29 protein-coding genes and 1 tRNA gene are annotated in these 25,876 nt (G+C 63.0%); 8 read left to right on the forward strand and 22 right to left on the reverse strand.

All coding sequences use genetic code 11. The features are described from left to right. Nucleotides 1-59: 59 nt before the first annotated feature. Both M0639_RS25480 and M0639_RS25485 read right to left on the reverse strand, forming a co-directional pair. Entirely contained in the window at nucleotides 60-821 is a 762-nt protein-coding gene (locus M0639_RS25480; protein ID WP_064073903.1) for an SDR family NAD(P)-dependent oxidoreductase, read from the reverse strand. Between the two features lie 73 nt (nucleotides 822-894). Beyond that, on the reverse strand, nucleotides 895-2,040 hold the full coding sequence (locus M0639_RS25485; RefSeq protein WP_007730036.1) for an acyl-CoA dehydrogenase family protein: 1,146 nt from the start codon (nucleotides 2,038-2,040) through the stop codon (nucleotides 895-897). Between the two features lie 140 nt (nucleotides 2,041-2,180). Between M0639_RS25485 and M0639_RS25490 the strand changes: the two genes are divergently transcribed. Together M0639_RS25490 and M0639_RS25495 are read left to right on the forward strand one after the other, a co-directional pair. Next, nucleotides 2,181-2,777: a TetR/AcrR family transcriptional regulator gene (locus M0639_RS25490; protein ID WP_054802273.1), complete on the forward strand. Its 597-nt coding sequence runs from the start codon at nucleotides 2,181-2,183 to the stop codon at nucleotides 2,775-2,777. Nucleotides 2,778-2,812: 35 nt separating this feature from the next. Next, complete coding sequence (locus M0639_RS25495; protein ID WP_064073902.1) at nucleotides 2,813-3,391, forward strand: DUF7822 domain-containing protein; 579 nt, start codon at nucleotides 2,813-2,815, stop codon at nucleotides 3,389-3,391. A 7-nt stretch (nucleotides 3,392-3,398) separates the two neighbouring features. Here the strand turns inward: M0639_RS25495 and M0639_RS25500 are convergent, their stop codons facing one another. Both M0639_RS25500 and M0639_RS25505 read right to left on the reverse strand, forming a co-directional pair. Next, entirely contained in the window at nucleotides 3,399-4,640 is a 1,242-nt protein-coding gene (locus tag M0639_RS25500) for an RNA polymerase sigma factor (RefSeq protein ID WP_003940594.1), read from the reverse strand. 6 nt (nucleotides 4,641-4,646) lie between these two features. Continuing rightward, entirely contained in the window at nucleotides 4,647-4,991 is a 345-nt protein-coding gene (locus M0639_RS25505; protein WP_007730031.1) for a YciI family protein, read from the reverse strand. A 140-nt stretch (nucleotides 4,992-5,131) separates the two neighbouring features. Here M0639_RS25505 and M0639_RS25510 point away from each other — a divergent pair, with 140 nt between their 5' ends. Further along, a complete protein-coding gene (locus M0639_RS25510; RefSeq protein WP_003940372.1) occupies nucleotides 5,132-5,608 on the forward strand; it encodes a DUF309 domain-containing protein in 477 nt (158 codons plus the stop codon). Then, complete coding sequence (locus M0639_RS25515; RefSeq protein WP_064073901.1) at nucleotides 5,608-6,246, forward strand: LON peptidase substrate-binding domain-containing protein; 639 nt, start codon at nucleotides 5,608-5,610, stop codon at nucleotides 6,244-6,246. Before M0639_RS25510 ends, M0639_RS25515 begins: the two co-directional genes overlap by 1 nt. 6 nt (nucleotides 6,247-6,252) lie before the next feature. Here the strand turns inward: M0639_RS25515 and M0639_RS25520 are convergent, their stop codons facing one another. Genes M0639_RS25520 through M0639_RS25535 form a run of 4 tightly spaced genes read right to left on the reverse strand, consistent with a single transcriptional unit; the run spans nucleotide 6,253 to nucleotide 10,016 of the window. Then, a complete protein-coding gene (locus M0639_RS25520; RefSeq protein ID WP_007730029.1) occupies nucleotides 6,253-7,068 on the reverse strand; it encodes a mycofactocin-coupled SDR family oxidoreductase in 816 nt (271 codons plus the stop codon). A 58-nt stretch (nucleotides 7,069-7,126) separates the two neighbouring features. Next, nucleotides 7,127-7,753: a LutC/YkgG family protein gene (locus M0639_RS25525; protein ID WP_064073900.1), complete on the reverse strand. Its 627-nt coding sequence runs from the start codon at nucleotides 7,751-7,753 to the stop codon at nucleotides 7,127-7,129. Further along, nucleotides 7,750-9,270 (reverse strand): LutB/LldF family L-lactate oxidation iron-sulfur protein, encoded by a 1,521-nt coding sequence (locus M0639_RS25530; protein ID WP_064073899.1) that lies wholly within the window; start codon nucleotides 9,268-9,270, stop codon nucleotides 7,750-7,752. The genes M0639_RS25525 and M0639_RS25530 overlap by 4 nt, the downstream gene beginning before the upstream one ends. Continuing rightward, a complete protein-coding gene (locus M0639_RS25535) occupies nucleotides 9,267-10,016 on the reverse strand; it encodes a (Fe-S)-binding protein (RefSeq protein WP_030536565.1) in 750 nt (249 codons plus the stop codon). The genes M0639_RS25530 and M0639_RS25535 overlap by 4 nt, the downstream gene beginning before the upstream one ends. Before the next feature lie 98 nt (nucleotides 10,017-10,114). Between M0639_RS25535 and M0639_RS25540 the strand changes: the two genes are divergently transcribed. Both M0639_RS25540 and M0639_RS25545 read left to right on the forward strand, forming a co-directional pair. Next, nucleotides 10,115-10,825: a FadR/GntR family transcriptional regulator gene (locus M0639_RS25540; protein ID WP_030536564.1), complete on the forward strand. Its 711-nt coding sequence runs from the start codon at nucleotides 10,115-10,117 to the stop codon at nucleotides 10,823-10,825. A gap of 53 nt (nucleotides 10,826-10,878) precedes the next feature. After that, a tRNA-Met gene (locus tag M0639_RS25545) sits at nucleotides 10,879-10,952 on the forward strand. 97 nt (nucleotides 10,953-11,049) lie between these two features. Here the strand turns inward: M0639_RS25545 and M0639_RS25550 are convergent. From M0639_RS25550 to M0639_RS25585, 8 genes are read right to left on the reverse strand one after another with little or no spacing between them, the layout of a single operon-like run. Further along, on the reverse strand, nucleotides 11,050-11,676 hold the full coding sequence (locus tag M0639_RS25550; protein WP_064073898.1) for a TenA family protein: 627 nt from the start codon (nucleotides 11,674-11,676) through the stop codon (nucleotides 11,050-11,052). Continuing rightward, nucleotides 11,673-12,425 (reverse strand): glutamine amidotransferase, encoded by a 753-nt coding sequence (locus M0639_RS25555; protein ID WP_054828143.1) that lies wholly within the window; start codon nucleotides 12,423-12,425, stop codon nucleotides 11,673-11,675. The genes M0639_RS25550 and M0639_RS25555 overlap by 4 nt, the downstream gene beginning before the upstream one ends. After that, complete coding sequence (locus M0639_RS25560; protein ID WP_228232250.1) at nucleotides 12,418-13,509, reverse strand: phosphotriesterase family protein; 1,092 nt, start codon at nucleotides 13,507-13,509, stop codon at nucleotides 12,418-12,420. The genes M0639_RS25555 and M0639_RS25560 overlap by 8 nt, the downstream gene beginning before the upstream one ends. Then, on the reverse strand, nucleotides 13,464-14,507 hold the full coding sequence (locus M0639_RS25565) for an ABC transporter permease (protein WP_064073897.1): 1,044 nt from the start codon (nucleotides 14,505-14,507) through the stop codon (nucleotides 13,464-13,466). The genes M0639_RS25560 and M0639_RS25565 overlap by 46 nt, the downstream gene beginning before the upstream one ends. Beyond that, nucleotides 14,504-15,274 carry an ATP-binding cassette domain-containing protein gene (locus tag M0639_RS25570; protein ID WP_003939830.1) on the reverse strand — a complete coding sequence of 257 codons (771 nt, stop codon included), beginning with the start codon at nucleotides 15,272-15,274 and terminating at the stop codon, nucleotides 14,504-14,506. Before M0639_RS25570 ends, M0639_RS25565 begins: the two co-directional genes overlap by 4 nt. 2 nt (nucleotides 15,275-15,276) lie before the next feature. Continuing rightward, nucleotides 15,277-16,284, reverse strand: a complete 1,008-nt coding sequence (locus tag M0639_RS25575) for a substrate-binding domain-containing protein (protein WP_019745494.1) — start codon at nucleotides 16,282-16,284, stop codon at nucleotides 15,277-15,279. Further along, nucleotides 16,281-17,180 carry a carbohydrate kinase family protein gene (locus M0639_RS25580; protein WP_064073896.1) on the reverse strand — a complete coding sequence of 300 codons (900 nt, stop codon included), beginning with the start codon at nucleotides 17,178-17,180 and terminating at the stop codon, nucleotides 16,281-16,283. Before M0639_RS25580 ends, M0639_RS25575 begins: the two co-directional genes overlap by 4 nt. A gap of 2 nt (nucleotides 17,181-17,182) precedes the next feature. Then, entirely contained in the window at nucleotides 17,183-18,025 is an 843-nt protein-coding gene (locus M0639_RS25585) for a BtpA/SgcQ family protein (RefSeq protein ID WP_003940276.1), read from the reverse strand. A 234-nt stretch (nucleotides 18,026-18,259) separates the two neighbouring features. Between M0639_RS25585 and M0639_RS25590 the strand changes: the two genes are divergently transcribed. Continuing rightward, entirely contained in the window at nucleotides 18,260-19,285 is a 1,026-nt protein-coding gene (locus M0639_RS25590; RefSeq protein WP_003939717.1) for a LacI family DNA-binding transcriptional regulator, read from the forward strand. Here the strand turns inward: M0639_RS25590 and M0639_RS25595 are convergent. From M0639_RS25595 to M0639_RS25610, 4 genes are all read right to left on the reverse strand, one after another. Beyond that, on the reverse strand, nucleotides 19,246-20,328 hold the full coding sequence (locus M0639_RS25595) for a M20/M25/M40 family metallo-hydrolase (protein WP_030536559.1): 1,083 nt from the start codon (nucleotides 20,326-20,328) through the stop codon (nucleotides 19,246-19,248). The genes M0639_RS25590 and M0639_RS25595 overlap by 40 nt on opposite strands. A 26-nt stretch (nucleotides 20,329-20,354) precedes the next feature. Next, on the reverse strand, nucleotides 20,355-20,972 hold the full coding sequence (locus tag M0639_RS25600; protein WP_047272058.1) for a sortase domain-containing protein: 618 nt from the start codon (nucleotides 20,970-20,972) through the stop codon (nucleotides 20,355-20,357). Continuing rightward, on the reverse strand, nucleotides 20,944-22,641 hold the full coding sequence (locus tag M0639_RS25605; protein ID WP_064073895.1) for a hypothetical protein: 1,698 nt from the start codon (nucleotides 22,639-22,641) through the stop codon (nucleotides 20,944-20,946). The genes M0639_RS25600 and M0639_RS25605 overlap by 29 nt, the downstream gene beginning before the upstream one ends. Nucleotides 22,642-22,774: 133 nt before the next feature. Beyond that, nucleotides 22,775-23,347 (reverse strand): peroxidase-related enzyme, encoded by a 573-nt coding sequence (locus M0639_RS25610; RefSeq protein ID WP_003940498.1) that lies wholly within the window; start codon nucleotides 23,345-23,347, stop codon nucleotides 22,775-22,777. 154 nt (nucleotides 23,348-23,501) lie between these two features. On the opposite strand from M0639_RS25610, the gene M0639_RS25615 reads away from it, so the two are divergent. Next, nucleotides 23,502-24,380: an AraC family transcriptional regulator gene (locus M0639_RS25615; RefSeq protein ID WP_064073894.1), complete on the forward strand. Its 879-nt coding sequence runs from the start codon at nucleotides 23,502-23,504 to the stop codon at nucleotides 24,378-24,380. 63 nt (nucleotides 24,381-24,443) lie between these two features. On the opposite strand, the gene M0639_RS25620 is transcribed toward M0639_RS25615, so the two are convergent. Then, the gene (locus M0639_RS25620; RefSeq protein ID WP_007730017.1) at nucleotides 24,444-25,091 is read right to left on the reverse strand and encodes a CoA transferase subunit B; all 648 of its coding nucleotides are present in this window, start codon (nucleotides 25,089-25,091) and stop codon (nucleotides 24,444-24,446) included. Next, nucleotides 25,088-25,834, reverse strand: coding sequence for a CoA transferase subunit A (locus M0639_RS25625; RefSeq protein WP_030536554.1), 747 nt, complete (start codon nucleotides 25,832-25,834; stop codon nucleotides 25,088-25,090). Before M0639_RS25625 ends, M0639_RS25620 begins: the two co-directional genes overlap by 4 nt. Between the last annotated feature and the right edge of the window lie 42 nt (nucleotides 25,835-25,876).

Consider the following 25,876-nt stretch of genomic DNA (forward strand, 5'->3'; position numbering starts at 1 on the left):
CGGCGCGAGAGGTCACCAGCTACTTATACGGCAAAGCCGGCGACATCTCGGCATCGGCGTCAGGTGATGGTGATTCCTCCGTCGACGGCGATGGTCTGACCGGTGACGTATCCGCCGGCCTCGGACGCGAGCCACACCATGGTGGCCGCGAGCTCTTCCGGATCGCCCATGCGGCCGAGGATCAGGCGCGGAGCCATCGCGTCCAAGTAACCGTCGTTGTATTGGTCCGTCATTTCCGACTTGAAGAAGCCGGGCGCGATCGCGTTGACGCGAATGCCCTTGCGCGTTCCCCACTGCTGTGCGAGGTCGCGGGTCAATCCGACGACGCCTGCCTTGCTCGCCGCATAGGCGGCCTGCGGGAGTCCGGCGGTCGTCAATCCGAGAATGCTCGAGATGTTGACGATGGAGCTGCCCGGGAGCATGACGCGGCCGCAGGCCTGCGCTGCCCAGTAGGACCCATTGAGGTTGATGTCGATGACGGCGCGGAACTGGTCCGGGGTCTCGCGGGTCGCCGGAACGGCAGTTCCGACGCCGGCGTTGTTGACCAGCACGTCCACGCGGCCGAACTTCTCCATCGCGGCGTCGACCATGTTCTGAGCCTGAGCCGGATCGACGATGTCGGTGACCACGCACAATGCTTCGCGGCCTGCGTCACGCACGAGCTTGGCCGTGTCTTCGAGCTTGTCGACGCGGCGAGCAGCGAGGACGACGTCCGCGCCGGCCTCTGCTGCGGCTTTCGCAAACGCCACCCCGAGGCCCGACGACGCACCGGTCACGATGACCACTCGATCGGTCAGAGAGAACTTGTCGAGAACAGACATGCGCGGTGATGCTCCTGTGTCGTCGGGTTCGGGAAGTGGCGGTTGCAGTGACGTATCGACTGCAGTTGCGAAATTACAGGCCGAGATCGCGGCCGATGAGTTCCTTCATGATCTCGTTGGATCCGGCCCAGATCTTGGTGACGCGGGCGTCCATCCACGCGCGAGCGGCGCGGTACTCGGTCATGAAGCCGTAGCCACCGTGCAACTGAACGCAGTGATCGAGGACCTCGTTCTGCACCTGCGCGGTCCACCACTTAGCCTTGGCGGCGTCGATGGCGGTCAGCTCGCCAGCAGCGTGTGCCGCGACGCAGTTGTCGACGTAGGCCTGGGTGACCTCGATGCGGGTGACGAGATCCGCGAGAAGGAATTTGTTCCACTGCAACGAGCCGATCGGCTGACCGAAAGCCTTGCGGTCCTTGGCATATTGCAGCGTCTCTTCGAGGATCGGAGCGGCGTGCGCGATGTTGGACACCGCAGCGCCGACGCGCTCCTGCGGCAGCATTTCCATCATGTGGATGAAGCCGCGGTCGATCTCACCGATGATGTTGGTGGACGGCACGCGAACGTTCTCGAAGAACAGTTCGGCGGTATCGGACTCGTGCTGGCCGACCTTGTCGAGCTTGCGTCCGCGCTCGAAGCCTTCCATGCCGGTCTCGACGGCAAAGAGGGTGATGCCCTTGGACTTCTTCTCGGGACTGGTCCGAGCCGCCACGATCACGAGGTCGGCGTTGTAGCCGTTGGTGATGAAGGTCTTGGAGCCGTTGATGATCCAGTCGTCGCCGTCCTTGACCGCAGTGGTCTTGAGCGAGGCGAGGTCGGATCCACCGGAAGGCTCGGTCATGCCGATGGCCGTCAGCATCTCACCGGTGCAGAACTTGGGCAGCCAACGCTGCTTCTGCTCTTCGGTGGTGAGCTGAACGAGGTAGGGAGCAACGACGTCGGCGTGAATGCCGAAGCTCGAGGCAACAGCTGCACTGGCGCGCGAGAGCTCTTCGGCCAGAACCGCGTTGAAGCGGTAGTCGCCGGCTTCGCTTCCGCCGTACGCCTCCGGAACCTCGAGTCCGAGGAAGCCGTTGCGTCCCGCTTCGAGCCAGATTTCACGATCGATGAAGCGCTGGTCGATCAGCTTCTCTGCGACCGGAAGGATGTTCCGGTTGACGAATTCGCGAGCAGATTCGCGAAATGCCTCGTGATCGGGTCCGTACAGAGTGCGACGCATGACGAGTTGCTTCCTTTCGGCGTGGCAAAGCCACACGTAACGATGTTCCTAAGCATTCGCTTAGAATCTAAGCACCTGCTTATAGTGAATCGAGAGCGGGATATTGTCAACATCGAAATCCGTCACACCTGGAGGAAACCGTGAGCGATTCACCTGACGTGGTGATCAGCCCCTCCAAAGCTGCGGCCCGTATCCGCGCGGCAGCCGTGGACGCTTTTGCCTCTGCCGGCTACGGCGGCACCACCACCCGTGACATCGCTGCGCGCCTCGATATGAGTCCCGCCGCCATGTACCCGCACTACCGCTCGAAAGAAGAGTTGCTTTTCGCGATCAGCTACGAAGGCCACACCGAAGCGTTGAAGGTGGTCGAGGGCGCCGACCGACCGGGTGAACCGTCCGTTCGTTTGCGGGAACTGATCAGCACCTTCGCCAGTTGGCAGGCGGGGCACCATTCACTCGCTCGCGTTGTCCAGTACGAACTCACTGCCCTCACACCAGAGCACTACCGAACCGTCGTCGCGCTTCGCCGCAGCACGACGCGGGTGGTCCGGGAGGTTGTCGATGCCGGCGTGCAGTCAGGCGACTTCACGATCCCCGATGCCGAAGGCGTCACCCTCGCCTTGATGTCCCTGTGCGTCGACGTGTGCCGCTGGTTCCCGGCCGGCAATTACACGAATCCGGAAGACATCGGAAAACTGTACGGAGACCTGGCATTGAGGATGGTGGGCGCCGCCTGAATCAGGTGACACCGACCGCAGAAAGGACTCGGCCAGTGGCCAACCGCACCTATCTCTACTCGACCCCTGTTGCTCCGCATGAGAATCCGGCTGCCGCTCGCGCCCGAGGTCTCACCGGTATCTCCGAGTGGTCGTACGCGATACCGCTGGTCCCGAGGATCCTTGTGTCCGTGAATCCCTTCGCCCACCAGTCGGTCATCTGGGACGACACCCCAGACCTGATCGCGGTCACCGCGCACTGCGGTCCTGGTATCGCCCGGCTCGAAGACTTCCTCGGCCGAATCGATCACCCCGAACTCGGCACGATGGCCGGCGATGCGCTGCGTTTCCTGCGCAGCCACACCGAACCCGACCACTACTTCGTCCTCGAGTGCGGCGAGATCTTCGACATGGACGACGAACCGTTCGCCGAACAGGGCGCGGCCCTGATGACCGGTCTGGCGGACATCGACGCCGAGATGGAGGCGGCTCTGGCCACACTCGCACCCGCCAAGCCGCGCTTCTGGGAGCGGCTGTTCACGCCGACTCAGGAGAGCGTCGAGGAACCGCTACGCGAGCTCGGCCTCGGTTACTGGTCCGAGACCCTGTACTTCGATCTCGACGTCCCTCGATAGGAGCCGATCAATCGGAGATCTCACCCAACCGACGCTCCAGGTAGGCCCGCTCCGGTTCCGTACCAACGAGTTTCAGAGCTTGTCGGTACGCGGATGCCGCTGCGTCGGTGCGCCCCAACCGAGCAAGTAGTTCGGCTCGTGCAAGGTGATACGGATGGTAGTCGGCAAGTTTGGGCTCCGCTGCCAGTTCCTCCAGCGCAGTCAGCCCGACTTCCTCGCCGTCGCGCATCGCCAACGCTACTGCCCGATTGACGGCCACGACCGGCGACGGAGTCAGCGTGAGGAGCACTCCGTAGAGAGCGCAGATCTGTGGCCAGTCGGTGCTCTCCACATCGGCGGCCTCGTCGTGCAATGCGGCGATAGCGGCCTGCACCCCGTACGGCCCCGGCGCTCCCCCGGTCAACGCGACTACGACGAGGTCGCTGCCTTCCTCGATCATCGGCTGGTCCCAGCACCCGCGATCCTGATCTTCGAGGAGGACGATCCCGCCGGCGGCGTCGGTACGGGCATCCCGACGCGCGTGGACGAGAAGCATCAATGCAAGCAACCCGGCGATCTCGCGCTCATCGGGAAGCAATGCGCGCAAGATCCTCGCCAGCCTGATCGCCTCCACCGCCAGGTCGACGCGTTGCAGATCCGGACCCGAACTCGCTGCGTACCCCTCGGTGAACACCGAGTAGATCACCTGCAGAACACCGGGCAAACGTTCCGGGAGTTCTTCGGCGCTGGGAGTGCGGAAGGGAATCCGAGCCTGACGGATTTTCTTCTTCGCGCGCACGATCCGCTGCGCCATCGTCGCCGAAGGAACGAGGAAGGCCCGAGCGACTTCGGGCGTCGTCAACCCGCCGAGGCAACGCAAGGTGAGTGCGATTCGGTCGTCCTCGGCCAGCGCTGGGTGCGAGCAGGTGAAGAACAGCTGCAACCGCTCGTCGGGAAGTTCTCCGTCGACCGTGGGCGGCGCCGGGTCGGCACGATCGGCGTCCACCTGCATCACCGCCAATCGCGCCGCATAGGCCTGATCACGACGAAGCCTGTCGACGGCTTTACGACGCGCCGTGGTCAGCAGCCAGGCGCCGGGTTTAGCCGGCACTCCGTCCACGGGCCAGTGCACCAACGCGGCCTCGACGGCTTCGGAGGTGACTTCCTCGGCCAGATCCAGATCACCGAAGCGGCGGACGAGCGAGGCCAAGAGTCGTCCGCGTTCCTCCCGGAACACTGACTCGATGGAGTTCTCGGCCTGCTCGTCCACGGCGAATCAGTCCCCGAACCCGGCCAGTGGACGCACCTCGACGCTGCCGCCGTCGCGCGCGCCGGGGCACCGCGCGGCCCAGGCCAGCGCCGCATCCAGATCAGGGACGTCGATGACGTCGTAGCCGCCGAGGATCTCACGGGTTTCAGCGAAGGGTCCGTCAGTGACGGTCTTTTCTCCGGACTGCGAGACCCGAACCGTCGTCGTAGTCGTCAGATCGGCGAGGGCATCGCCGGACACCCAGATGCCGGCATCCTTCATTTCCTTGTCGTATTGCTGCCAGTCCTCGAACGTGCACTGGGGTTCGGTGTCTCCGCCGGGTGCGGTGTAGATGAGCAACATGTACTTCATGACTGACTCCTTGGTCTGTTGTTTTTCTTGCGGCTTTCCTGCCTTACAACATGACGACGAACGGTTCTCCCCGGAATCGACAGGCGACTCGAAAAAACTTTCGGCGAGTTCGGCCGAGGCGCTGCCGTTAGGCTGAGTGTATGACCGAACGCGACCGGGACGCCGCTGGGAAACCCCTCAATTCGCGGCCCCGTGACGGACTCGGACGTCCACTGCCACGCGACGCAGCGGGCGGTGTCCCGCGCATTCCGGACGATGTACGCCTGCCACCAGACGAGTCGATCACCGAGGCGCAGCGCCTCCTCGACCACGGCATGCCTTTCCACGCACACGAGATTCTCGAAGGAACGTGGAAAAGCGCGCCGCCCGAGGAACGTGACCTGTGGCAGGGACTGGCTCAGTTGGCCGTCGGGCTCACCCATCTGCTTCGGGGCAACAACACCGGCGCCGTCTCACTCCTCGGCCAGGGTCACGACCGCATCAGGCACTACGAGGTCGAGAGTCCGCACGGCCTCGATATCCCCGGTCTACTGACGTGGTCCGAACACCTGCTCGCCGAAATCGATCGCCCCGGCGATTTCCCCGCCCCTCCGATTCCGAGGTTGAGAATCCCCTGATGCCCATCTTCCCCATGTTTCCGCTCGGCTCCGCTTTGCTACCGGGTGAGGTGTTGCCCCTGAACATCTTCGAACCTCGGTATCGCGCACTGGTCGAGAACGTTCTCGAAGCTGCCGACGGCCCACTGTTCGGAGTCGTGCTCATCGCTCGTGGCCACGAGGTCGGTGGCGGCGAATCACGTCACGACGTCGGCACTCTGGCTCGGATCGAGTCTCATGTCGCCATGGGTGCCGGGCGGTATCAGTTGTATTGCCGGACCGAAGACCGCATCCGGGTCAATCGATGGCTGCCGGACGATCCCTACCCACTTGCCGAGGTCGAATTGTGGCCTGACGAGAACAACGGAACACCAGTCACTGCTTACGAATACGACTCGCTCCTCGAGCGCATCGAGTTCATGTACGGAATGTTGGGAAAGCTCGCACTTCGGGCCGGCGAACAGACTCCGCGAATGCCCGTCCCACCGGATCCCTTGGATCCGCTGGGTTCTCGGCTGTATGCCCTCGCCAGGAGCATTCCGATGGGTGACGCCGATCGCCTGGCGATTTTGACCGCGCCAGGCGCCGACGAACGTATTCGCGCACTCTCGGAGGCAGTCGAGAACACCATCGAGGTCGCGCAGTTCAATCTCCTCTGAGCGCAACTACGCCATCGTCTGACCCATGTCGATGACGATCTTCGTCCCGGTGACCGCGCGGGAGAGGTCCGTCGCGAGGTAGACGACGGCGTTGGAGATGTCCTCGACGGTGGTGCGCGGGACGGACGTGAGCGGCCACTTGTACGAGTTCATGTACTCCGGATGAGTAGTGAGTACCTTACCGACGTTGGGATCGTTGCCCATCTCGGTCTCCACCGCGCCAGGGTGGATGGTGTTGACTCGAATGTCGAAGCTTCCCAATTCCGTTGCAGCAGTGCGAGCCAAACCCACGAGGCCGTGCTTGGCCGCCGAGTAGTGCGCGCAGCCGGGCGCTTCGGCGACGCCGGCAGCACTGCTCACAATCACGATGGAACCACCGTTGCCGGCTTCGATCATTGCAGGAACCGCAGCTGTCATCGTGCGCCAGACACCATTGAGATTGATGTCCACCAGCGTCGACCACTGCTCTTCAGGCATCTCCCAGAAGCGGTTCCACGTAGCGATGCCCGCATTGGCAATCACGACGTCGAGGCGACCGAACTTGTCGACGCCCGACGCCACCGCCGCACGCAGTGCCTCGAGGTCACGGACGTCCGCTACAGCGGTGACGATCTCGCGCCCCTCCGCTCGCACGAGACGAGCCGTTTCTTCGAGGTCGGCTTCAGTCGCGGCCGCGTAACCCACGTCTTCGGACACCGACGCGCACACGTCGACAGCGATGACGTCTGCACCTTCCTGCGCGAGTCGAATCGCGTGATTGCGTCCCTGACCCCGCGCTGCACCGGTGATGAAAACGACCTTGCCTGCCAACAGTTGTGTCATGGCCGGGACGTTAGACGCTGATGTGGCCCGCTGCCTCCGAGTTCCCGCTCGACGGGAATCAACCGTCGACGATGACGACGTGAAGATTCCTCGGACCATGGACACCTTCGACGCGCTCGAGTTCGATGTCGGAGGTCGCCGACGGGCCGCTGATCATGGTGGTGGGGCGCTCCGGTGTCAGCTTCGCAATCGCCTCCGGCACTCCCACTTCCACACTGCTGCGATACACGACGCAGATGTGTGTGTCCGGTACCAGTGTCAACGCACGGCGTCCCTGTGATGGACCGGCGTCGAGGAAGATGGTGCCGGTTTCGGCGCACGATACCTTCGAGCCGGTGACAACGGCGTCGAGGTTCTCGAGTTCAGGAGCCGGTACGTCCGGGCTGTCCACCACCAGCGTTCCGTCGAATCCGGCTACCCATGATCGGTCGAGGCCGGCGGGGATCCCCAGAGTGTGTAGTCCGTGCTCTCTCAGTATTCCGGCGACGGCCTCGGCGATTTCTGTTGCAGCGCAATGGTGAACGTGCGCCTTGTAGTCCACCAGACGGTCGACGAACAAATCGATGAGTTCCTCGTCGGACATGGTTCTGCCAGTCCGGTAGTTTCGCGGTATCTCGCCTTCGCGGGCGGCCGCCAAGGTGATGGCATCACGAATGCGTCCGAGCACCACGTCACGTGAATTCATCTGTCCGCCTTCCCGTCACGACGAGCCTCGTCCAATGCCGCGCGGCCTTCGTCGGAGTCCCACCAGGATCGGAAGGTCTGCTTGGGCGGTGCGGGAATGTCTCTGGCAGCTGTCCAACCGTTCAATGGAGGTGGCAACGTAGAGATCTTCCCTTTCCTGCCGGCCACGACGCGTCCGAGCCCGGCAGCTTTCTGAGCCAACGTCCACCGGCCCTCGGTCGACATCGCCAGAGAGGCGGCTTTCATCGCCAAAGACTCTGCTGTGACACCGGATTGCGCGACCTTCTGGTGCCGCAATTCGACGAGCAGCGAGGGTATGTCGATCTTGACCGGGCAGGCGTCGAAGCACGCACCGCACAGACTCGAGGCAAAGGGAAGCGTCGAGTTGGGATCGTCTTTGCCATGCATGCCCGCGAGCTGCGGAGTCAGCACCGCGCCGATCGGTCCCGGATAGGTCGATCCGTAGGCGTGACCGCCGGTGCGCTCGTAGACCGGGCACACGTTCAGACACGCCGAGCACCGTATGCAGCTCAGGGCTTCCCTCCCGATCTTGTCGGCAAGCGCGGCAGTCCGACCGTTGTCGAGGAGGACCAGGTGGAACTCCTGTGGACCGTCGTCGGGCGTGACGCCGGTCCACATGGAGGTGTACGGGTTCATCCGCTCCCCCGTCGAGGACCGCGGCAGCAGTTGCAGGAAGACCTCCAGATCCTGATACGTCGGCAGAATCTTCTCGATGCCCATAACGGTGATCAGTGTTTTCGGCAGCGTCAGGCACATTCGCCCGTTGCCCTCCGACTCCACGACGGTCAGAGTGCCCGTGTCCGCGATGCCGAAATTGGCGCCGGAGACGGCGACCGGCGTCGTCATGAACTTGTGGCGTAAGAACTTTCGTGCAGCTGCGGCAAGTTCGGCCGGGTTCTCCCCGAGGTTCGGATCGACATCTGGCATCTCACGAAGGAATATCTCCCGAATCTCGGACCTGTTGCGATGGATCGCGGGAACCAGGATGTGCGACGGTTTGTCATGGCCGAGTTGGACGATCAATTCCGCGAGATCGGTCTCGTAGGCGGTGATTCCGTGGGCTTCGAGATGCTCGTTGAGACCGATCTCCTGCGTGGCCATCGACTTGACCTTGATGACCTCGTCGGAGCCGGTGGCTTTGACAAGTTCGGTCACAATGGCGTTGGCCTCGTTGGCATCTGCCGCCCAATGCACCTGCCCACCGCGCGCGATGACTGCAGCTTCGAACTGTTCGAGCAGTTCCGGCAACCGCGCCATGACGTCGGCCTTGATCGCCGAACCCGCATCACGCAGGTCTTCCCAATCGGGAAGCTCTCCAGTCACGTTGATGCGCTTGGCACGGATGGTGTGCGTCGCCTTGCCGATATTGCGTCGCAGTTGCGCGTTGGCCAGCTCGTGATGTGCTGCGACGGGGAATTTCTCAGTACCTCGCAGGAACCCTGCACCCTCGGGCGACCTCGGCGGGAAGCTGGGCAGACCCAGCGTCACAGCGCTCATGCGCGCACCCGGCTTTCCACCGACGCCAGAATCTCCGCGAGGTGAATAGTCTTGGCGCCCATCTGCAGTCGTGACATACCGCCGCCGATGTGCATGAGGCAGGACGAGTCTCCGGCGCTGCAGAATTCGGCGCCGGTGTCCGCAACGTGGCGAATCTTGTCCGCCAGCATGGCCGTCGAAGTCTCCGCATTCTTGATGGCGAAGGTGCCGCCGAATCCACAGCAGGAATCTGCTTCGGGGAGTTCGACCAGATCGATGTCGCGGACGTTGCGCAGCAACTGAAGTGGCTTGTCCCCTACCCTCAGCATCCGCAGTGAGTGACAGGTCGGGTGATAGGTGACCCGGTGCGGGAAGTACGCGCCCACATCGGTGACCCCGAGAACGTCCACGAGGAATTCGGAGAGCTCGTACGTCTTTGCCTTCACGGTCTGCACCTGTCCACACAGCGACGCGGTGCCGTAGCGCTCGGCGACGATCTCGTGTTGATGACGGACCGAGCCGACGCACGACCCCGATGGTGCGACAACCGCGTCGATCGACGCATCACCGAAGGTGTCGGCGTAGTTCGCGACCAGCGGTAGTGCGCCCGGCTGATAGCCGGTATTGACGTGCATCTGCCCGCAGCAGGTCTGCCCGGACGGAAACACGACGTCGTGCCCGAGACGGGTGAGCAGGAGGGCGGTGGCCTTGACGGCGTCGGGAAACATCGTGTCCCCGATGCAGGTGGCGAACAGCGCTACTCGCATGTGGTTCCCCGCAATCTGTCGGTGTGGTCTGACCACAGTAATACATCCCTGTACAGGCCACCCCATAAACGGCGTCCACCCGGTTATGCTCTTGCCTCATGCCGACCGAGCCGAGCCCGCGAGCGTGGGAACAAGTACTGAGCCACCTCGAACGTCGGCTCGTTTCAGGCGAGGTGTCTCCTGGCCAGCGCCTGCCGGGAGAGAGAATTCTGGCAGCAGAGTTGGGCGTCGGACGGTCATCGGTCCGAGAAGCGTTGCGGGTCATGGAAGCACTCGGCCTCCTCAAGGCGCAGACTGGCTCCGGCCCGACGTCCGGCGCGATGATCGTAGCCAAACCGACCGGCGGTATGACCATGCTGATGCGGATGCAGGTTGCAGCACAAGGCTTTCCGGTCTCGGATGTGGTGAAGACACGACTCGTTCTCGAATCCGAGGTGATGCAATCCCTGGCATCGCGGACTCCGACGCCCGACCTCCGCGCGGCCGTCGAACTGCTCGACTCGATGGAGGACGCAGCTCTCTCGGCCGAGGAATTCTTGCTACTCGACGCACAGTTCCACGTGGCGCTCGCCGACGCGGCGGGCAATCAGGTGATCGCAGCCATGATGACCGGCCTGCGCGAGTCCATCGAGGCCTACGTTCTCGCGGGCGTCCAGATCGACAGCTGGCCGAGCACCTGCATGCGACTGCGTGACGAACACCGAGGATTGGTGGATGCGGTCAACGCGGGTGACGGCGAACTCGCACGTCAGCGCATAGTCGGACACATCCGCGGTTACTACTCGGAAAGCGCGCACTCCAGCCGGTGACAGGGGGTGGTAATTGCGCCTCCAGAAGTCGTGTACTGTTGGTTTCACACCGACGCGGGGTGGAGCAGCTCGGTAGCTCGCTGGGCTCATAACCCAGAGGTCGCAGGTTCAAATCCTGTCCCCGCTACAAAGAAGAGGCCCGTAGGTTGCGAAAGCGACCTACGGGCCTTTTGCTGTGCGCCTTTATTAACCGCCGGGGGTTAATAAAGGCGCACAGCAGTACCTCACACCACCACGTTGTGAAAATCGATCTCTGCGGCCAGCATGCCCGAGAACCACCGATCCAGGTCCTCGTCGCTCACGGACTTCGGCATGGCGTCCACCTCGCACGCCAGCACCGCCACCTGAGACACGAACGGCGGAGCGACATGCATGTCCACCCAGTCCTGCAACGCTGGTTCGCGATCTACCTTCACTGCCGCCGCCTCCCGGCACCACGACAGATACAGGGTTTCCGCGGCGTACATGCCCACCAGCGCCGCCGCCCTGCCCTCTTCGCGAGCGAGGGCCAAGGCGTGCGTGGACAGCACGGCCGACTCCTCGACCAGCGCCGCTGCGTCACCCTCGTACGGGAAGCGGGAACGCAACTGCGCGAAATACTCGCGCTGCTCGCCCACCAGGTTCGACATCGACGTCACGTGGTCGAGCGCGTCGTCGAGCGTCGGGGATTCGGCGACCACCAACCCCAACACCTTGACGGCCGTCAGTACAAATGCCTCTTCGATCACGAGGTACCGGCGGAATCCCTCATCACTCAACGTCCCGCCGATGGTGTCCTCGATGAATGGAACCGCCCGCGCGGCAGCGAGATTACTCTGCTGCCGCGCGAGCAGGTCTGAGGAGCGACTCATTCGCCGGCGACCCAACTGATCAAGCCGTCGAACAGGTCGGTGTATCCGGGCCACTGCTCACAGAACTCCGGCGGAGCCCAGTGCGGCGAGCAGTCCGAGGTGAAGACGATCGACCGTCCGGCGCCGTATTCACCGGCAGCGACAAGCGGATCGCCGTTGATGGTGGCGGGAACCACGGCACCGTCCTTCGCGACGACGCGGTTGTATCCCAGGAGCGCGGGCCAGGAATCGCCGGCATTACCGAGAGCCGGGTGAGCAGCATCGACGACGGTGGGAACGATCCCAGCCGGTGTCTCGACGCGATCGTCCTCGGCCAGCATCGTCACGGGCAGTACCTCGGCGATCGCGGTCTGGCGGAAAGCTGCTCGCGCCTGGAACCCGGAGAACGAGAGGTAACCACCGATCATCATCAGTGAGCCGCCGGCGTTCACCCAGTCACGAAGCGCGACAAGGCGATCCTCGCCGGCGCGGAACTGGTCGAACACGCCGGGAGCCAGCTGCAGCGAGTTCGCTCCGATGTCGGAGAGAACGACGACGTCGAACTGCGACAGTGCTTCTGCGGTACCGGGGAACTGCGTCGGCACCAGGTGTGCGGGCATGTGTGTCACGTCGTGGCCACGTGAGGTGAGCGCATCCCGAAGCGGGCCGACTCCCTCGACGTAGGAATGGACACTGAACTCGTCGACGCCCTTGACGTGCGTCGACGTCGTCATCCAGCTCTCGCCGGCGATCAGTACTCGTTTACCCATGACTGCTTCTGTTTCCTTTCGCGGCCTGCTCGAAGAGCGACCTCGGGTTGTCTCGCATCAATGCGGACACTTGCTGGGGATCTACGCCTGCGCGCACCAATCGGGCGGCGAAGGCGAGTGGTACGTAGGAGAATCCGTTTCCGCCGTGCTTTCTGAGCATTGATTTGAGGAAGAGGTCGTGACTGAGCAGGAGCTGTGATGCGTGACCGGAGGTGACCAATCCGGCTACCGCAGTGGCTGTTTCCGCCGGATGTGGAGAAAGACCCTCGCCGGGGAAATCGAAAGGCATCCCGATCATGTCGAACTCGAGAAAGACACCGCGGTCGGCGAGCGATCGTTGGTAGTCGGCGTCGTGTCCGGACGGGTCCATGTGGCACAGGACCACTGCTTGCGGATCGACGCCCATCTCGTCGACCACGATGTCGACGACGTGATGTCCCACGCGCTGCCAGCCCGGAAGGTGGACGAACAGGGGCACGTCCACCTCGCGCTGGGCGATGCATGCCGCCCGCAACGCTTTCGCCTCGTTCTGAGTGAAGAGCGGGGAGACTCCGATCTCCCCGATCACGCCAGGAGCCAATTCCTTTGCCGGATCGAACTCCTCGACGAGCGAACCTGCCAGATCGTCGACACCGAGTTCGTGGACCTCGACCGGATGGGTCGTCTCGAGGTACCACCCTGAACCCATGATCACTCGCACGTCTGACTTTCGCGAGAACTCCGCCAGCTTCTCCGGTGCCCGGCCCAGTCCCGGCGGTGTCAGATCGACGATCGTCCGACCACCGAGGCGGGCGAAGTCCGCAAGGTCTTCCACCACGGCCGATCCGTCGTCGACTCGACAATTGTCAAGACTGTAGTACGGATTGTCGTGAAGAAGCCAGGCATCCTCGGCGCGTACCGGACCAGCCAACCGCTGCGCCACAACCGGATCCGGGGCCTCGGTGTACGCACCGGTGACGTCGTTGTGCAGATGTTCGTGTGGGAGAACCAGTCCGAGTTCCGAGCTGTCCACGGTTCCCGTGACGGTACGAACCTTGCTCATGAGCGTGCAGGCCCCGACGGTGCGGACTGCAGGTGTCGCCACAGCGCGCTCAGTGTATGTCCGCGCATGTTGATCCAGATGGCCAGTAGCAGAACGACACCGGTGATGATCGGCGTCAGGAACGGGCTCACGCCGAGCAGGGTCAGTCCGTTGGCGATGATTCCGGTCAGGACGGCGCCGATGACGGTACCGATCACGGTGCCGCGACCGCCGAAGAGATTGGTGCCACCGAGAACCACCGCGGTGATCACGGTGAGCTCGAATCCCGTTGCGGAGTTGGCCGAACCCGAGCCCAGTCGAGCCGCGATCAGCAGTCCCGCGATGCCGGCAGCCAGGCCGGTGAAGACGAGCGTCATCATGAGCACACGACGCGTGTTGACGCCGGACCGTCGCACGGATTCGACGTTGGATCCGATACCGGTGACGTAGCGCCCGAAGCGCATGCGGTTGAGCGCAATTGCTCCGATGACCACGACGACGAGAGCAATCCAGGCGCTGGCGGAGAACCCGAGGAACTCAGCAGTTCCGAGCTTGGCGAAGTAAGTGTCGGCCGGAACCGGAACGGAGAATCCTTCGGTCCGATACAGCGCGATACCGCGAATGACGGACATCGTCGCCAGAGTCACGATGAACGGCGGAATGCCCTGATAGGCAGCGAGCCATCCGTTGACCAGGCCCCAGGCTGCACCCATCACCGGGGCGGCGACGAAGACCAGGGACGAATCGACGCCGGCCTGGATAAGCTCGGCACTCATCGCCGCGACGAACGCGACGATCGCACCGACGGACAGGTCGATCTGACCTGCCGTGATCACGAAAGTCATCGCCACCGCGATGATCAGAACCGGAGCGATCTGGGTTGCCAGGTTCGACAGGTTCGTGAATGTCAGGAACGACGACGTGGTCGCCGAGAAGACGGCTGCGACAGCAACTGTCACCGCCAGCATCGCGAGGGTGGGCTTGTTGACGCTGTCCCACAAGGAGGGTTTCGCGGCGAGCTTGCGCTCGATCGGCGCCTGGGGCTTCTCGAGAGTGGTCATGCCGTGGCTCCCTGTGTTGCTGCCGATGTCCGTTGCGGCACCGGAGTTCGAGTGATGAGTCCGACGAGGGACTCGATGTTGAGGTCGCCGATCGGAACGTCGTCGACACTCTGCCCCTCGTACATGACCGTGATTCGGTCACACACGCGGAACAGGTCCTGCAGGCGGTGTGTCACGAGAATGACGCCCACGCCGGCCGCTGCGACGTCCGTGATCAGCTTGAGCACCGACTCGACCTCGGCGACGGCAAGCGCTGCGGTGGGCTCGTCGAGGATCAGTACGTCTGGGCGGAAGGAGACAGCGCGGGCGATCGCGACGGTTTGCCGCTGTCCGCCGGACAGTTGCCCGATCTCCTGGTAGGTCGACTTCACCTTGACATGCAGGTCGGCAAGAATGTGAGCCGCCTTCTCGTGCATGGCATGCCGGTCGAGGAAGGGGCCTTTTCGCGGTTCTCTGCCGAGGAACAGGTTGCTGGCGACATCCAGCGTGTCGCACAGAGCCAGATCCTGGTAGACGATTCCGATCTTCTTCTGCTGGGCGTCGAGAGGCGTCGAAAAGCGCACTGGTTCACCGTTGACGCGCATTTCGCCGCCGTCGTGCTGAACCGCACCGGCGAGAATCTTCATCAGAGTGGACTTACCGGCGCCGTTGTCGCCGACCACTCCGAGTACTTCACCCTTCGCCAGCCGAAGGTCCACTCCTTGAAGGGACTTCACCGGTCCGTACGACTTGGTGATGCCCGAGAGTTCGATCAGTGGAGGTGCCATGATTACTTCTCCAAGTAGTACATGTAGTCGGCCACGTTCTCCGGGGTCACGATCTGGGTGGGAACCGGGATGTTTGCCGGAGCGCCGCGTCCGCAAGCCAGGTCGATTGCCGAATTCATTGCCTCATGGCCGAATTCGAAGGTGTTCTGCTGGACCACGCCTTTAAGCCAACCGGCTTTGAGTCCGCCTACCGCCTGATCCGAAAGATCCCAACCGACTGCTTCGATGCGATCCTGCGCCTTCTGACTGTTGACCGCCGCGACGAGACCGATCAGTGCCGGCTCACCGGTTGCGTAGACGTACTTCATGTCGCCACCGCCGGTCAGCAGGTTCTCCGCCGCGGTCTGTGCGTTCTCCTGAATGTTACGTCCGTCCACGACGGTGCCGACGGTCATTCCGCGGCCGGTCACGGTCTCCGTGAAGCCCTTCTGCCGCTCCAACTGGACAGTACTGTTGAGCGCGCCGACGATACCGACCGTTCCGGTGTTGTTCGCGACGTCGGCCAAGGTGTTTCCGATCTTGGCGCCACCCTCGGCGTTGGCCGTACCGACCTGAGTCGACAGTGCCGGATCGTCGATGGTCGCGTCGACCGCGACGACGGGGATGCCCGCGTTCTTGGCCTTGACCACCGACGGCTTGATTCCGTCCGTGTCGATTGCATCGACGATGATCGCGTCGACTCCGGCGGCGATCAGATTGTCGAAGGCGTTGGCCTGCGCGACGGAATCGTCGTTGCCGCTGATGATCTGCAGGTCGACGCCTGCCTTGTCCGCGACGTTCTTCGCGGCATTGTTGATCTGGTTGAAGTACAGCGCCTGGAGGTTGATGGTCACCAGACCGACCTTGAGCTTGCCGTTCGTCCCGTCACAGCTTTCGGCGACCCGGGTCGGCTGCGGGATGGACGAGCCCCCCGATGCGTCCTTCGAGTCACTCGACGAAGCCGAGTCACAAGCGGTGAGCGTGAGCGCGACTGCAGCTCCCAGCGCCAGAGGCAATGCACGTTTCATCATCGAGTCTCCAAAAGGGTGTGAGGGGTCAATGTTGCTGTGAAGCTGTCCAATTCATCTCGGGTGGGGCATCCGCGGGGGCCTGCGGTGGCGCAAGCCAATGCAGCCGATGCCCCGGCGAGTCGTGCGGCGTCCACCGGTGAGCGCCCGGCGTCGACAAAAGCGATGTACGTACCGCCGAAGCAATCACCGGCCCCGACTGCATCGACGACGTCGACCACTACTGCCGGTTCGCTCGTCACCTCGCCGTCCGGTGTGGCCAGTGTCCAACCTCGCGAGCCGTCGGTCACCAGCAGGTGGGTGTGGTGCTCGGCGGCCAGAGTCTGCCACTGGTCGAAACCGATCCCGAACTCGCCTTCCCACAGGGCACGCCCTACGACGACGTGGTCGGCCAGAGCGAACGCGCGCAGTGCCGCGGCTTTGTTTTCACAACCGTCCAGATCGATTACCAGACTTACGCTTCCCGGTAATTCATCCGGGAGGAAGACCGCACGGTATCCGTCGAGGAACAGTCGTCCACCGCCGGCAGCGGCCAATCGGGTGACGACAACTCCGATGCGTTCGGCATCGTTCGGGTCGTCCTGGCTGATGATGGAGCGATCGCCGTCCTGCGCGATGAGAACAACTGCCGTCGACAGGAACGCATCTCGCGGCGACCAACTGGTGTCGACGCCATCTGCCTCGAGGGATTCGAGAAACTCGGTGGACCGCGCGTCCGGGCCCACGGCACCGGCAAAGATCACTTGCGCGCCCATTCTGGCCGCGGATACCGCAGCATTTGCATTCATTCCACCGTCGATCTGACTGATGGCCGTTGCCTGAACGCGCTCACCGAGTTCCGGTACGTGTGGGACATGTACCGTCACATCGTTGTTGGCGTATCCACAAAAGACAATCATGGTTACTTTCCTGCGGCCCGGGACAGTTCGCGGACCTTCTCGCCTGCGACCCGTCCCCACCAGCGTCCATTGTCCTTCACCGAGGATGCAACTATGGCGCCGTCGCATTCCTTCATCAGCGCTGCGACATTGGCAGCCGTGATGCCGGATCCGATGATCACGGGAAGAACGGTGTTGTCTCGGATCACGGAAACCTCGTCGACCGAAGCGGCGTCACCGGTGCGCGAACCCGTCGCGATCAGAACATCTGCGTCGAAGAACTCGGCGTCTTCGGTCTGTTCCGCGACAGTGCGGTCCGCGACAATGGCATGCGCACCGTGCTTGACGTGCACGTCAGCGAAGATCCGGACCGGGTCGGCACCGATGCGATGGCGGAAGCGCGTCGTCTTGGCCGCCTGACCCTCGATGAATCCCTCATTGGCAATGTAGGCATTTGCCCACTGATTGACGCGCACAAAACTCGCGCCTGCCGCCCACGCTGCGGCCACTCCGCACTCGCCGGCGTTGGACAGGATGCTGACGCCGACCGCCTTGCCGAACTCGCCGACCACCGCTGCCGTGATGACTCCCATGCTGGCGGCGGTTTCGTATCCGTGTTCGCCGGGCTTGAGGAACGGTATGTCCCAGTGATTTTCGACGATCACACCGTCGAAACCGTTGTCGACATACGCGTGTGCTTCCTCGACGGCGAAGCGAGCAATTTCCGAAACCGGCTGCCCGGTGTAGTGCGGGCTGCCCGGCAGGGCCGGGAGGTGAATGGCCCCGATGAGAGATGGCGTGCCGGTGAACATCTCTGCCAGCGCCGAGGGCTTGGGCGGAAAGACTCCGAGCGGTGATGCGGTCACTTCAGCTACCCCATTCCATGCGCAAGATTTGCGCTGTATGTCCATGCACAAGATCTGCACACGATGTAATCGATTGCCTTGATGAATTAGCAGGTTATGCGATCAACACCGGGTTGTGTCAAGGATTTCACAATTCGAATTTGTAAACGATTGCCTCAATCGCGTTACATGCGGGACACTGGACCGTGCGGTTCGATAACCTCGGACCCGAATCGAGCAGAAAACGGGGGACGCATGCGCAAGGCGACCATTCGCGATGTCGCGGAACTGGCCGGGGTGTCGACGGCCACCGTGTCGCGGGCACTGTCCGGATCCCGCCCTGTCTCGGACGAGCTTGCAGCGACGATCAAACGAGCCGCGGACTCTCTCGGATACTCGGGAAACATCATCGCCAGCTCACTGCGTCGTAATCGGACGGACACTGTCGGAATGGTGGTTCCGAGTATCGCGAACCCCTTCTTCACTTCGCTGGTGGTCAACGTCGAACACGTCCTCGCTCGGCGCGGACTACAACTGTTCCTGTGCGATTCTCGTTCCGATCCCGACGTGGAAGCGCAGCGACTCAAGTCGCTCGTCTCCCGGCAAGTGGACGGAATCATCATCAGCCCGTGCCACGGCGAACTGAGTGCCGAGGCCGTCCGAGCCAGCGCGGCAACGCTTCCGGTCGTTCAACTGGACCGGTTTGCAATGGATACCCAGACGGACTGGGTCGGCGTCGACGACGACGCCGCTCAATCCCTGGTGATGGAGCATCTGTCGGAGCGTGGCGCGCAATCAGCCGCCTTCATCAGTTCCGAGCTGACCAATTCGTCAACAGAACTTCGCCGGGCCGGCTTCTTCCGCCACGCGGATCGAATGGGCATCGAAACTCGTGACGAGTGGACACAACTCGGCGAGTACTCGATCGAGTGGGGGCGCACGGCATCCAACATCATCCTGACCGGCAAAACTCGCCCCGACGCCCTGGTCTGCGCCGACGACTTGATCGCACTTGGCGTGTTGCAGACGTGTCACACATTGGGCATCGACGTTCCCGGCGACGTTCTGGTCACCGGTTTCGACAACATCCCGTTCTCCGAATTGTGCAACCCGCCGTTGACCACCGTCGGGCAGCCGCAGGAAAGAATCGCGGAAGAAGCTGTGCGACTTCTGGATCAGGCGATGAACAACTCTTCCGAGTCGACAGCCCACATCGCGCTTGCTCCTGAACTGATTGTCCGTCAGTCCACCGTCGGCCAAGCGGCGGCAACCGCACCGTAAGCAGCGATCGCATCGTCCAGTTCGGAGACCTTGACGCTTTCGTTGGCCGCATGCATCAGCGAGGGAGTGCCAGGGCCCCAGATCACGACGGGAGCACCAGGGGCGGCGGCGGCCAGTACCGAAGCGTCGGTGAAGTACGAAACCGGTTCGGTTGCAACAGGGATAGGCAGGGTGGCCAACCACGGGTCCGACGCGTCGGTACGCACACCTCCCAGATGAATCGACGTCTCCACCGAGTCGACTTCTGGTTGGGCTCGCCACCACGCGAGCAGGTCGGCGCCGTCTCCCACCGTGCGGTGATCGATCACCGCACGTGCACTGTCCGGCACGATGTTCGGAGCCGAACCCCCGCCGACCAAGCCGAGGTTCCAGGTTTCGGCACCCAGAAACGCGTCGGACGACAGCGGAAGCTCACGCCGGGCTCGGTCGACGACGTCAAGCAGTTTGAGGACGGCGTTGGTTCCTCGCTGCGGCGTACTCCCGTGCGCGGCTTTTCCTTTGACGGACACTTCGAGCCACAGTGCGCCGCGGTGCCCCAGGTTGATGCGATTGCCGGTCGCCTCGGGAACGATGACGGCCCCGACCTCGAGATTCGCAACGGCGTCGGCCGAACGAACAGCCCCGAGCGATCCGATTTCCTCGTCGCTCGTCAGCAACAGCGCGACCGGGACTCCACGTTCGAAAGCGTCGACAACCGCGGCAGTAGCGGCAACAAGGCCGGCCTTCATATCCGATGTCCCTCTGCCGAGGAACAATTCGCCGTCGACCTGTGCGGCATACGGATCGAACTCCCAGTCGGAGACAGTGCCCACCGGCACCGTGTCCACGTGGCAGGCGAACAGGAGTCTGGCTGCCGAGGGTGCAGCTTCGTTGGTGATCAAGGCCCAGGGATGATTGCCGGTCAGGTCTGACTCCACCTTCGCCTGTGGCGCACGTGAGAGAACCAACGAGACAATCGAATCCATCGCCCGCTGTTGAGGAGCGGACTCCCCCGAGACCGTGTCGAGAGCTACCAGTTCCGAGAGAAGTCCGAGGGAATCCATGTACCTATTCTTGCACTGCCACGGATTCAGTGCGCTGCCAGCTGGGCGATGACAACGTAATTGTCGTCGGTCGACTCTCCTTCGACGACATCACAATTGGCGAGGATCAGCCGTCCCGGAACCGATTCGCGCAACTCGTGAGCGCCCAGCAGCGAACCTTTGTGCAGCGGCCCGACTGTTTCGACGTCGTACTCGAGTGTGCCGTTCGGTGTACCCAGGAGAATTCGATCGCCCGGCTCCACTACCCGGAGCGCCCGGAACGGTGCTTCGCGAGTGGTGTAGTTGTGGCCGACCACGACAACTGTTTGTGTGGTCGACGTTCCCGGCATTCCGCTTTCACCCCACCACACCGGCAGTTCGTCGACGGGATTCAGTTGCTGCCCACTCTCGCCGCCGCGCATCAGTTTCTCCGAGTGCAACGGACTGCTCAGGTACGTGACCCCGGACGCAGACCTCAACTCGATCCTCTCGGGTTCTGCCGGATCGACGGTCACCGAAGCCGGTGCAGCCGCGATATGCGACTGCACCGGCGAGCGGTCAGGTAGCGATCCCGCGTTCTCGCCCGAACATCCGGATACGAGGAGGGCGAGGATCGCTACCGCCGAGAGACCGAGGCTACGCAGACGTGTTGCCCGGGCCGTCATGACGCTTGCGACGAACAACCACCGTCGTAGCTGCTGCGGCGGCAGCGCCCACGACTCCGACGCCGATCAATACAGCCGGCAGGTTGGAGTTGCTGCTACCGCTGGTGCTGCTGCTTGCGGTGTCACCGAGAGCAAGGTCGACCGGGGGCAGGCTTCCGGCGAGCGCCGGATCGCCGTCGGCATCGGTTACGTAGTAGTCGACGACGTCGAAGGCTCCCTTGTTGTTGTAGTAGCCGACCAGCTTGACGCCGGTCTTGTTCACTACAGCGGTGGTCTCGTCGACCTTCGTGACCCCGGAGCCGTCGTCAGTGTGCTCACCGATGATCACTTCACCGCCGACGCCTGTTCCGTTGTCGATCTCCTTCTCGCCCTTTGCCTTGAGCTCGTCGACGATCTTCTGCGTTGCATCCGCTTCGGCCTTTGCGGCGGCTGCAGCGGCCTGAGCTTCCTTGGCCTTTGCTGCCGCGGCGTCGGCTGCGGCCTTCGCGTCTTCGGCGGCCAGGTAGAGATCCTGCGCCTTCTTGCTCGCCGCTTCGGCAGCTTCGGCCTTCTTGGCGGCTTCGGCAGCCTTTTCGTCGGCGATGGCTCGCTTGTCGGTGGCAGCCTCGCCCGCAGCATCGGCTTCGGCCTGGGCCGTCTCCGCGGCCTTCTGCGCAGCGTCGGCATCCTTCTGCGCGGAAGCCGCAGTAGCCGCCGCTTCATCTGCGGCCTTACGGGCGGCGGTAGCAGCTTCTACCTCGGTGGCAGCTGCGGACTCGGCTGCCTTGGCCGTGGTTTCAGCGGCGGTGGCCACCTTCTGAGTTTCCTTGACGGTGATCGCGAGCTGCTTGGCGTTCCAAGCCGCGGCCAGCGCCTGAGCCTTAGCGACGGCTGCCTTCGCGAAATCCCAGTTCTTGAAGGCTTCCTCGGCTTCCTTGTTCTTGTCCGCAACCAGCTTGGCGTTTGCATCCGCGGCAGCCTTCGCCTCATCGGCCTTGGCCTGCAGAGCATTAGCCTCGGCGCGCGCCTTTGCTGCCTCTTCGGTCTTGGGCCCCGAACCGGCGGCCTTCGCAGCCTCCTCGAGTTCCGCAGCCTTGGCTGCGGCCGCGTCGGCTTCTGCCTGAGCTGTTTTTGCTACCTCCTTGGCATCGGCCGCCGCGGACTCCGCAACCTTGGCCGCCTCTTCGGCTTCCTTGGCAGACTGTTCCGCGGCCCCTGCCTCCGCCTTGGCCTTGGTCGATTCGACCGCCGCCTTGGTTGCCTCGACGCTCGCCTGGGTCATTGCCTCGGTCGCCTTCACCGAAGTGTCTGTCGCTGCGGACGAGTCGACCCCTGCCGTCGCGGCTGCTTCGGCGGCCTTCGCTGCCGCGTCGGCAGCTGCCTTGGCTTTTGCTTCGGCTTCCGCCAGTGCTGCAGCGTCCGTACCAGCGGTTTCGGCACTGCCCGTGCCGGCGACCCCGGCTTCAACCTTCTCCGGCGTGTTCTCGGTGCTCGTCGCCGCGTCGGCGTCGGTGGTGGCAGCTGCCTCTTCCTCGGCGCAGGTCACCAGCGGATCAGCGCTCGGGGTACACACGGTTTCCGGCTCTGCCGATGCAATTCCCGTGCCGCCCACCGCCAATCCGAGAGCTAGTACGGCACCGGCGGCCGCAGAGCGGACCCTCCGAGAATGGGCGATGGACTTCTCCGACATAGCGCTCAACCTTTCGGCCTTCTTTACGAAGACGGCAATTCCGGCGTGGACAGCCTTTACTTCGTCGGCTGACTTCCAGACGTTACGACCGGTCGGTCCGAAAAATTGAGAGCTGCTGCTCTACCCGCAAGAATCAGGACCGCGGAACGCGCCCCATCAGGTAGAACTCCGGATTGGGCAGCATGCCGGAGAAACTCGCCATGCGATTGCTGAGCCCGAAGAATGCAGTGATCGCGGCGATGTCCCACGCGTCCTCGTCGCCGAAGCCGTGCACACGAAGGGCGTCGAAGTCGGCGTCGGCGATTTCGTGCGAGGCGGAGTTCACCTTGGTGGCGAAGTCGAGCATCGCGCGCTGACGATCGGAGATTTCTGCGGTGCGATAGTTGACCGCAACCTGGTCGGCAACCAGCGGCTTCTTCTCGTAGATACGCAGAATTGCGCCGTGCGCGACAACGCAGTACGTACATTTGTTGGCCGCAGAGATCGTGGTGACGATCATTTCTCGATCACCCTTGGTGAGTGCGGAATCTTCCTTGAGCATGATCGCGTCGTGGTATGCGAAGAATGCCCGGAACTCGGCTGGGCGCCGAGCGAACATCAGGAAGACGTTGGGCACGAACCCCGACTTCTCCTGGATCTCGAGAATCTTGGCGGCGATGTCCTCGGGCACCTCGGTCAATTCAGCCTGCGGAAAACGGGTGCTCACTGTGCCTCCTGGTCAGCCATCGATGTTCGATTCAAGATAATGATGATTAACTGAGTTGTCCAGATGCATTTCCTGCCCTACTTTTTCGGGCACGGATAGTCGGGTACGGCCCAAGTGATCTGCGTAGCGTGAAACCCGTGAACAGGAAGACACGATGATCGACGGACTGAACCGCGCGCTCGACTACATCGAAAGCAATCTGAGCGGCGAGATCGAGACAGCCGAGATGGCAAGGCTGGCAACCACCTCGGAGTATCACTTTCGGAGGATGTTCTCGGCCCTGGCCGGCATTCCCGTATCCGAATACATCCGTCGACGTCGACTCACCCTGGCCGGTGCCGAGTTGTCCGTCAGCAGATCAGGAGTGTTGGAGACCGCCGTGAAGTACGGCTACTCGTCCGCGGAGGCCTTCACACGAGCGTTCACCGCATTTCACGGCGTGAGCCCCGGCGCGGTCACACGCGCTCCCGCCGTTCTCAAATCCCAACAGAAACTTGTCATTCACGTGACACTGGAAGGAGCCACACCGATGGACTACATGCTTGTGGACAAACCTGCCCTGACGGTAGTCGGGTTCAAGACCCGGGTTCCATTGGTTCACGAAGGCCCCAATTCTGCGATCGAAGATTTCACCCGCTCCGTGGACAAGGTTGCGTTGCGAGGGTTGCGCGAGCTCTCCGATCAGGACCCGGCGGGAATCGTCAGTGTCGTCGACAATTTGGCGCATCCCAGAACCGAAGGCACAGAACTGGATTACTACCTGGGAGTGGTCACCGGCAAACCTTCACCCACGGGTTTCGATGCGCTGACGGTCGACGCACACACGTGGGCCGTCTTCACCGCCGACGGGTCGGAAATCGAATCTGTGCAGTATTTGTGGCGAGATATCTACACGGAATGGTTCCCTGCCAACCCTTTTCGCTCCGTACCTGGTCCCGAGATCATGCGTACCGAATACAACGACGATTTCGCCGTCGCACGGTTCGAGCTCTGGATTCCGGTCGAGAGCGAGCTGAGCGACGTCGGGGCGTAAAACAGCCGCCAGGTCGGATGGAAGTCACGACCCGGCGGCTGAGCCATCAGATGAAACAGACTGTCAAAGAATCAGTTTCGCCCCGGTAGCAGCAACCACGTCCTCGACACTGATGCCCGGCGCCGTCTCCACCAGGCGGAGACCGTCGTCAGTCACGTCGATCACGGCCATGTCGGTGATGATTCGCTGGACGCAGCCCTTACCGGTCAGCGGAAGCGAGCACTCCTCGACAATCTTGTGCTCACCCTTCTTCGAGACGTGCTCCATCATCACGATGACGCGCTTTGCGCCGTGGACCAGATCCATCGCGCCACCCATGCCTTTGACCATGTGGCCCGGGATCATCCAGTTCGCGAGGTCTCCGGTGGCACTGACCTGCATGGCACCGAGCACGGCAACGTCGACCTGGCCGCCGCGGATCATGCCGAACGACGCTGAGGAGTCGAAGAACGACGCACCGGGCAGAACGGTGATGGTCTCCTTGCCCGCATTGATCAGCTCGGGATCGAGTTCGTCCTCGGTCGGGTACGGCCCCACGCCCAGAACGCCGTTCTCCGAGTGCAATACAACGGTGATATCGGTCGGGAGGTAGTTCGGAACCAGCGTCGGCATACCGATGCCGAGGTTCACGTACTGCCCGTCCTCGAGTTCGCGCGCGACGCGGGCCGCCATCTCTTCGCGGGTGAGTTTGGTGGGTAGTACAGAAGTCATGCTCGTACCGTCCGATTCTCGATGCCGACCGTCACGGGGCCGACGTGGACAACACGCTGAACGTGAATGCCCGGCGTGTGGATCTCGGCGGGGTCGAGCTCACCCGGCTCTACGAGGTGCTCGACCTGCGCAATGGTGATGCGCCCCGACGTTGCTGCAGCCGGATTGAAGTTCTGGGTACTCGCGCGGTAGACGAGGTTGCCGTGCCGGTCACCTTTCCAGGCATGGACCAGTGCATAGTCGGCGACGATGCCGCGCTCCATCACATAGGTGACGCCGTCGAAGTCACGAGTTTCCTTGGGCGGACTGGCAACTGCGATGCCGCCGCTGCCGTCGTAACGCAGTGGCAGGCCGCCGTCGGCGACCTGGGTGCCGACGCCGGCCGGGGTGAAGAACGCGGGGATGCCCGCTCCCCCGGCGCGCATGCGCTCGGCGAGCGTGCCCTGCGGCGTGAGTTCGACTTCCAGCTCACCGGAAAGGTACTGACGCGCGAACTCCTTGTTGGAGCCGACGTACGAGCTGACAGTACGACGGATACGCCCCTTCTCCAGAAGCACTCCGAGCCCGAACCCGTCGGTGCCGCAGTTGTTGCTCACCGTTTCGAGTGATGTCGCGCCCTGCTCGAGGAGCGCATCGATGAGGATTTCCGGCACTCCGACGAGCCCGAAACCTCCGACAGCGATCGTGACGCCGTCCGGCACGTCGGCGACGGCCTCGGCAGCAGTGGGAATGACTTTGTCCATCATGTCGATCACAGTAGCGCGACCCGTACGTATTGTGAATCC

It is taken from the genome of Rhodococcus qingshengii JCM 15477, from assembly GCF_023221595.1.
GTDB classification, from domain to species: Bacteria; Actinomycetota; Actinomycetes; order Mycobacteriales; family Mycobacteriaceae; genus Rhodococcus_F; species Rhodococcus_F qingshengii.